General features: G+C 39.1%; 6 protein-coding genes and 1 tRNA gene. 3 read left to right on the plus strand and 4 right to left on the minus strand.

The window, feature by feature from the left end; translation table 11 throughout:
• The 3 genes from menH to AC1DFT_RS13010 are packed head-to-tail and all read right to left on the minus strand — an operon-like array spanning position 1 to position 3,876.
• The gene (gene menH / locus AC1DFT_RS13000; protein ID WP_478159179.1) at positions 1-822 is read right to left on the minus strand and encodes a 2-succinyl-6-hydroxy-2,4-cyclohexadiene-1-carboxylate synthase; all 822 of its coding nucleotides are present in this window, start codon (positions 820-822) and stop codon (positions 1-3) included.
• Positions 810-2,522, minus strand: a complete 1,713-nt coding sequence (menD, locus tag AC1DFT_RS13005) for a 2-succinyl-5-enolpyruvyl-6-hydroxy-3-cyclohexene-1-carboxylic-acid synthase (RefSeq protein WP_478159180.1) — start codon at positions 2,520-2,522, stop codon at positions 810-812. The genes menH and menD overlap by 13 nt, the downstream gene beginning before the upstream one ends.
• The gene (locus AC1DFT_RS13010; RefSeq protein ID WP_478159181.1) at positions 2,515-3,876 is read right to left on the minus strand and encodes an isochorismate synthase; all 1,362 of its coding nucleotides are present in this window, start codon (positions 3,874-3,876) and stop codon (positions 2,515-2,517) included. The genes menD and AC1DFT_RS13010 overlap by 8 nt, the downstream gene beginning before the upstream one ends.
• A gap of 160 nt (positions 3,877-4,036) precedes the next feature.
• Here AC1DFT_RS13010 and AC1DFT_RS13015 point away from each other — a divergent pair, with 160 nt between their 5' ends.
• The 3 genes from AC1DFT_RS13015 (at position 4,037) to AC1DFT_RS13025 (ending at position 6,725) form a co-directional block, all read left to right on the plus strand.
• Positions 4,037-4,948 carry a 1,4-dihydroxy-2-naphthoate polyprenyltransferase gene (locus tag AC1DFT_RS13015; protein ID WP_478159182.1) on the plus strand — a complete coding sequence of 304 codons (912 nt, stop codon included), beginning with the start codon at positions 4,037-4,039 and terminating at the stop codon, positions 4,946-4,948.
• 147 nt (positions 4,949-5,095) lie between these two features.
• The gene (locus tag AC1DFT_RS13020) at positions 5,096-5,437 is read left to right on the plus strand and encodes a P-II family nitrogen regulator (protein ID WP_478159183.1); all 342 of its coding nucleotides are present in this window, start codon (positions 5,096-5,098) and stop codon (positions 5,435-5,437) included.
• 13 nt (positions 5,438-5,450) lie between these two features.
• Complete coding sequence (locus tag AC1DFT_RS13025; RefSeq protein ID WP_478159184.1) at positions 5,451-6,725, plus strand: ammonium transporter; 1,275 nt, start codon at positions 5,451-5,453, stop codon at positions 6,723-6,725.
• A gap of 713 nt (positions 6,726-7,438) precedes the next feature.
• On the opposite strand, the gene AC1DFT_RS13030 is transcribed toward AC1DFT_RS13025, so the two are convergent.
• Positions 7,439-7,510, minus strand: a tRNA-Glu gene (locus AC1DFT_RS13030).
• Positions 7,511-7,576: the final 66 nt, after the last annotated feature.

Below are 7,576 nucleotides of genomic sequence, written 5' to 3' on the forward strand. Positions count from 1 at the left end.
TTATTCCTCCTCTAAAATAACTTTCTCTATTATTGTAGCAAAGATTTTCGGTTTTTCCACATGAATTGCATGTCCTGCATCTTTTACGACTTCTAATTTTGCGTTCGGCAACTCATTTTCCATCCTTTTGGCAATGGCGCAAAACTTCAAATCCAATTCCCCGACCAATAAAAACACAGGTATCGTCATTTTGCTTAAAATATCCCAATAAGAAGGCTGAACTCCTGTACTAAATCCTCTCAAACTATTGCTAAGCCCAACCGCTGATTGAGCAAGCCTTTCCATACGAATCATTTCCTGCTTTTCCGTGGACAGTTTTTTTTGCGTCTGAAATAAAGGAATACCTTCCCAAAAATCAATGAAAGAAATAACCCCTTCTTTCATAATTCGTTCTGCAAGCAATTCATCGGACAGCTTTCTTTTCTGCCGTTCCTCTTCGTCTACAAGACCTGGAGAGCTACTCTCTAATATTAATGTATCTACAGGATATTTAGCGGCATATGCTATAGCCAAACGTCCTCCCATGGAATAGCCGACAAGTGTAAAATGAGCCCATTCCAATTGTTGGAGCAACTCCCGCAAGTCTTCTATTTGCTCTTCTACAAAATAGCATGCGGGATCAATTGGTTTATCTGTCTGTCCATGCCCTATCAAATCTACTGTTAAAAGTTCGACTGTAGAAGGAAGAAAGCTAATTACTTCCTCCCAAGTATTACTTGATCCAGTAAAACCATGTAAACATACAACTTTTTTAGTGGCCCCGATATTGTATCTCTTTATATGCATGTTTATCGAACGAACCTTCACATTTAAACTTTCCAAATGGTATCTAACTCCTCCGAAATACCGGCCCATAATTTTCGATGTGTCTCCGTATTCACTTGTCTGTTTGTAAATACTTCAACAATTCGAATGTCCTTCGTCTTAGATTGCATTAAAACTTGCTTGAATGCATCTTTCGTATGCACTGCATTATATTGTGCATCATACATTGCTGCAATATGCGAAAACTCTAAACCAGTCGGCGTACCAAATAAATGCTCAAAGTAATTTGTTTCAGTAGATTGTGGCAAATAAGAGAAGATGCCGCCACCATCATTATTCATAATAATAATCGTACAATTTGTTTCATGAAATCTGCTTACTATTAAACCGTTCACATCATGTAAAAAAGCCAGGTCTCCAATTAGTAAGTAGTTAGGGCGATTAGTTGCAGCTTGAACTCCTAATGCAGTAGATACAACTCCATCAATTCCATTCGTACCTCTATTTGCGTAAATTTGTACGTCTTTCGTTGTTTTATTGAAAAACGTATCTACGTCCCGAATAGGCATACTACTACTTGCAAACAAATCTACTCCATTAGGGAGTGCTTCGAATAATACACCTGCTAGTGCCCCTTCGTCTTCTTCTGTTTCGATATACCTTTGGATATGCTTCGTTGCAATATCGTTCGCTTTCGACCAATTATCTAAATAACTAGCTTCTTGTTTTTCTTCCACTGGAATCCATAAAGAATTTGCATCCACTTGCACATGGTGCGTCACAATATGAATAGAGTCTCGGAAAATAGGGCTTTCATCTACAACTATATACACATCTGGTTTACATGCTTTCAAAAATAGAGTAAGTGGCTTCGAAACAGGTTGCGCTCCAAATCGAATCACGACATTTGGCACAGCTATTTGTTTAAATGCATCATTTTTCAAAATAGCATCGTATTGGTCTATACATAAATTCATACAATCTATAGGTACCGAAGTCCTTAAATTAGAAAGAGGATCTACTAATACTGGCCATTTAAGCTTTCTTGCAAAGTCCCAAAACCCTTTTGTCGAATGAATGGAATCTCCAGCGATGAGTATTCCCTTCTCTTCCCGCAGAAGTAAGTCCATATACCACTCGGTAAATTCTGTACTTGGAACAAGCTTTCCTATTTCTGACACTTGTACCTCAGTGACTGGTAAAGCCTGCTCCATATTTAGTAACAGCGGTTCTCGGAAAGGCACATTAATATGTACCGGTCCCATTGGTAATGTCTTCGAAGTGGATACCGCTCGATGAATATGGCGCTCCATAAATTTTAAACTTTCTGTACGATCTTCTGGCAGTGGAAAGTCAACTGTCCATTTTACATGCTTTCCAAAAAGATGTATTTGATCAATTGCTTGCGGTGCTCCTACTTCTCGTAATTCATGCGGACGATCCGCAGTCACAACTAGTAATGGAACTCTTGCGTAAAAAGCTTCTACAATTGCAGGAAAGAAATTTGCTGCAGCCGTCCCGGAAGTACAAAGAAGTACTACAGGTTCCTTTGCTGCTTTGGCAATACCTAAAGCAAAATACGCAGCCGAACGTTCATCCGTCTGGCGATAAAATGCAAAGCCCTCGCTTTTCGCAAAGCCATAAGCAAGCGGGGTGGATCTAGAACCAGGACACATAACGATATGTTTTACACCTGCTTTTTTAATCGTTTCTACAAATTGGTTTACATAGGATGTTAAATACTCAATGTTAGTCATTCATATTTCCTCCAAGCGTGCGCAGCATTGGTCGAAATTTTACACGTGTTTCTTCAAATTCTTCGATGGAAGAAGATTCTGCTACAATCCCTCCACCTGCGTATAAATAAGCATGTTCGTTTTCGATTAATGCGGAACGGATTCCAACAGCAAACTCCCCGTCCCCTTCTGTATTGATCCAACCAATTGGCGCTGCATAATAGCCTCGATTCATTTGTTCGGATTCCCGAATTATATTAATCGCATCTTGACGTGGTTCTCCTCCTAAAGCTGGAGTTGGATGTAAGGCTTGTACTAATGCAAATAACGAAGAATCCTTTTTCACATGTCCCTCAATCGGTGTGTATAAATGTTGGATATCTCTAACTTTCATAAGCTTCGGCCTTGCAGGTACCTTTAGGTCTTTACAATATTGCGTAAACACTTTACGAATCATTTCCACAACGTATCTATGTTCCCCTAAATTTTTCGGATCAGCTAGCAGCGCATCTCCTAGCGCTTTGTCTTCCACAGAATTTTTCCCACGTCTAACCGAACCTGCAAGTCCTGCAGATTGTGCTTTTTCGTTTTCTACTTTCACTAACCTTTCTGGTGTTGCTCCAAAAAACATTTGCTCTCCATTTTCTAAGCCAAATAAATAACTTTCCGGCTGTTCCATGGCAGCATGGTAAATCGCCGTCGCTTTTGAAAAATCCTTATCAAATGTTAACTTAAGTGAACGAGCGATTACTACTTTGCCTACTTCTTCCGCCCGAATCCGCTTTGTTACATCTTCAACAGCATGTAAATACTGCTCTTTTATTCGATCTTCTCGTTTTACTAAAACTGGCTTTGCATGAACAAGAAGCTCTTTTACTTGGGCCGTGTGTATAAGCGCATCTCTTTCCACACGCAAACGTTCAAAAACATCCGCACTATCTTCCTCATTGGTAATATAATGAATGCTTACAAATGCTTGATCATGTTGAATCACTAGTTGGAATGTAGCCACTACAAAGAAAGCTGAAGGGAAGTTGTCCCACTCTGATGCAATTGTATTTTTGGGATCGAATGCAAATCCTCCAAATAAAATTGGCGAAACATCCACTTGTTCTTTCACCGATGCATTGCACAGTTCTTTCCATTTTGCAGCGACATCCGCATATCGATCATCTTCTAGACGATTAGAAATTGTATGTGCATGGCCTAAGCCGACTAATGTCAGCGTTTTTTCTTTGTTTTGCCAAAAGAATCGTTTCCCTTTATATTTTTCATCCCCTGCTTCAAAAAAAGCATGAGCTGATAATCTGGATACTTCTATTGTTTCTGTATAAAAACGTAATGTTGTTTGCTTTTGACCGGTGGTTTTCGGCATTAAAATTACCTCCGTATTAATATCTTGAAGTTTATCATGATGTTTGGTTATCTTATTACTCTACCCTTAATCATACAACTTTCTACGCTTTTCGGCACACATTTAGCAGCGAAAATATGCTAATATTGATAATGGATTGTTTTAAAGGAGAGAAAATTTTATGTCAAATGAATTACAAGCCGATAAAGGCTGGCGTGTTTGGTGGAAATTAACAAGACCACATACGTTAACCGCTTCATTTGCCCCGGTATTCCTGGGAACAATGATTGCACTTTATTACACAAACATTAACTGGCTTTTATTTCTAGCCATGTTAGTCGCTTGTCTTTTTATACAAGCTGCGACAAATATGTTCAATGAGTACTATGATTTTGCTCGTGGGCTCGATAGCGAAGAATCCGTAGGTATCGGTGGAGCAATCGTTCGAAATGGCGTTAAACCGAAAACGGTTATGCAATTAGCATTGCTATTATATGGACTTGCTGCATTACTAGGTATCTACATTTGCTATGAGTCTTCTTGGATGTTACTAGTTGTTGGAGCTGCAAGTATGCTAATAGGTTATCTTTATACTGGAGGTCCTTATCCAATTGCCTATACTCCATTCGGAGAATTTTTTAGTGGCGTAGTAATGGGGATGCTCATTGTATTAATTGCGACTTTCATCCAAGTTGGTTCAGTACCTAACTTTGCCATCTTGCTTTCTATACCAAGCGCACTACTTGTAGCGGCCATTATGCTTTCTAATAATATCCGAGATCTTGAGGAAGATACAAAAGGTGGCAGAAAAACGATGGCGATCCTTGTTGGAAGAAAAAATGCTGTTACGATTTTAGCTTCTTACTTTATCATATCTTATCTTTGGGTTGTAGGATTAGTCTTGCTGCAAATTATTACACCATGGGCACTACTCATTATATTAAGCATAAAAAAACCATTACATGCGATTAAACTGTTTAAAGAAAAAGATAATCCACTTGAAGTAGCTCCAGCTATGAAAGATACAGCACTTACAAATACAATTTTCGTTTTCCTTCTTGGAATTGGCTTACTTATTGGTTTCTACATTTAAATAATAGTATAAAACAGCTAGGAAGTTCTTATTCTTCCTAGTTTTTTATTTGATGTAAGAAAAACTAACATAAACTTTTTGAAAATTGTTTACATTCTTTTTATTCTATAATATGATGTTATATATTCTTACATTAGGAGGTTGAATATGAAAAAGATCGAAGCAATTATTCGTCCAGATGTATTTTCAGAAGTGCGTCAAGCCCTTGCACTAGAAGGGATTGATGGACTAAGCGTGACAGAAATAGCTGGTTGTGGTCGCCAAGAAGGACGTACCGGCCTTTTTCGCGGTAACACCTATGAAATGGAGTTCCACACAAAATTGAAGCTAGAAATGGTCGTCGAAGATCATTTAGTAGAAAAATTAGTGGTTGCTATTTTGCAACATGCATCTACAAATGAAGTTGGGGATGGAAAAATATTTGTTTTACCAGTTGAGGATGCGATACGGATAAGAACAAAAGAACGCGGCCCAGTTGCTGTAAACTAAGGGGGAAAATAATATGGCAGTAGAAACAGTTCAAAGTTCAGTCGATATGGTTTGGGTCATACTTGGGGCAATTTTAGTATTTTTTATGCATGCAGGATTTGCAATGCTTGAAACTGGTTTTACTCGTTCTAAAAATACACTAAATATTCTAATGAAAAACTTCCTTACCGTTTCACTAGGGGCCATTTTGTATTTCCTAGTAGGGTTTGGATTTATGTTTGGCGAATCGGTAATCGGTGTAATTGGTACAAATGGGTTCGCACTTTTCGGAAGAGAGGATATGGGATTTTTTGTTTTCCAATCTGTTTTTGCTGCTACTTGTGCAACTATTATTTCAGGTGCAGTTGCTGAACGTATGAAGTTATCATCTTATTTACTTTTAGTTGTAGCTATGACCGGGGTTATTTATCCTGTTGTTGGTCATTGGATTTGGGGTAGAGGCTGGCTTGCTGAACTTGGTTTCATTGATTTTGCAGGTTCTACAGTTGTTCACTTAACTGGAGCAGTTGGCGCTTTTGTAGCGGCAGCCCTTATTGGCCCACGTATCGGGAAATATAGTAATGGAAAAGTAAATGTTATACCAGGTCACAGTATTCCACTCGGCGCTTTAGGTGTTTTCATCTTATGGGTTGGTTGGTTTGGATTTAATGGCGCTAGCACATTAGCAGCTGATTCAACTCTTGTTCCCCCTATTATTGCAAATACATTATTCGCTGCTTGCGCAGGAGTTCTATCAACAGCATTCTATACTAAACTTAGATTCAAAAAAATGGATGCATCTCTTACTTTAAATGGTGCTTTAGCAGGATTAGTTAGTATCACAGCCGGAGCAGCGAATGTTTCTTTAGTAAGCTCCATCATAATTGGATTACTAGCAGGAATTATTATGACAGAAGGAGTTCGCTTCTTAGATGTTAAATTGAAAGTGGATGATCCTGTCGGGGCAATTGCTGTGCATGGTTTAACTGGAGTTTGGGGTACTGTTGCAGTTGGACTTTTTGAAACCTCAAATGGTCTTTTTATTGGAGGAGGCGCTGGTTTACTAGGTGTTCAGGTTGTAGGAGTACTCGCTGTTATTATGTGGGTTTCTATAACAGTATTTGGATTCCTTTCAATTGTTAAAGCATTTAGCCCAATACGAGTAACTAAGGAAGAAGAAATGATAGGGCTAGACTTTGCAGAACATGGCTCACAAGCATACGAACTTAACGATGTATTTCCAGGCATTAGCACCAATACAGACGGATTTGCACAGCGCTTAACGGAGCTAGGCAAAGCAACTAATTAGAAGACTATTATAATTCATAAGGCAAAGCAAAAGCGTAAACGCCTGTCTCTGTACTGATATAAAAATGGGAACGATGAATGGAATGAGCACATAATAGGGATAGTGCCTTGTAAGGTGATGCTAGCCTTCTCGTTTGCCGCAACTTGCATGAGCCAACTCATGTTTGCACACGAGTGGCTCTTCAGACTGCGGCTCATGCTGCGGCCCGCGCATATATATTCGCTCTATTTATCTGGAGAAGATTGACCAATAAAAAATGCGCAACGTTCTCGTCCTTACTCACAACATTAAGACCTACTTGCGCAATGTTTATAAATAATGCGCCATGGTCTTCGTTGTCTAAACGTAAGTAAAGAGCTGTTTTGAGAGTTGGTTGCTTTCACGGGCAATTTGGTTGCTCTCGGATTAATTTGGTTGCTTTCATGGTAGAACTAGTTGCTCTCAATGATTGATTGGTTGCCCTAAGCCATTTACTGGTTAATAAAATTCCGTAAACTGTATAAAATTTTATTTTTAGTATGTTGATATTAAGTAAGCATTTTTCCTTTGATTCTCGCTGCTTGCGGCGACTCCTGCCGTATGAGTGGGCTTAATCATAGTGGTCCCTAAACTAAGCACTACGACGCACTTTCTCTATATCAGGCATAATATTTTTATAGTTTCCTAAGCATTGAAAAAAGCATGTTTCCTATTTGGAAACATGCTTTTTAATATGACCCCTACGGGATTCGAACCCGTGTTACCGCCGTGAAAGGGCGGTGTCTTAACCGCTTGACCAAGGGGCCAAATATATGGCGGAGAAGGAGGGATTTGAACCCTCGCGCCGGTTGCCCGACCTACACCCTTAGCAG

The organism is Psychrobacillus sp. 05T411 (assembly GCF_056396485.1).

What these genes read in the sequence shown, in the direction of transcription:
- menD (WP_478159180.1), bottom strand. Translation starts at nt 2,522, where the DNA reads ATGACTAACATTGAGTATTTAACATCCTATGTAAACCAATTTGTAGAA.
- AC1DFT_RS13010 (WP_478159181.1), bottom strand. Translation starts at nt 3,876, where the DNA reads ATGCCGAAAACCACCGGTCAAAAGCAAACAACATTACGTTTTTATACA.
- AC1DFT_RS13015 (WP_478159182.1), top strand. Translation starts at nt 4,037, where the DNA reads ATGTCAAATGAATTACAAGCCGATAAAGGCTGGCGTGTTTGGTGGAAA.
- AC1DFT_RS13020 (WP_478159183.1), top strand. Translation starts at nt 5,096, where the DNA reads ATGAAAAAGATCGAAGCAATTATTCGTCCAGATGTATTTTCAGAAGTG.
- AC1DFT_RS13025 (WP_478159184.1), top strand. Translation starts at nt 5,451, where the DNA reads ATGGCAGTAGAAACAGTTCAAAGTTCAGTCGATATGGTTTGGGTCATA.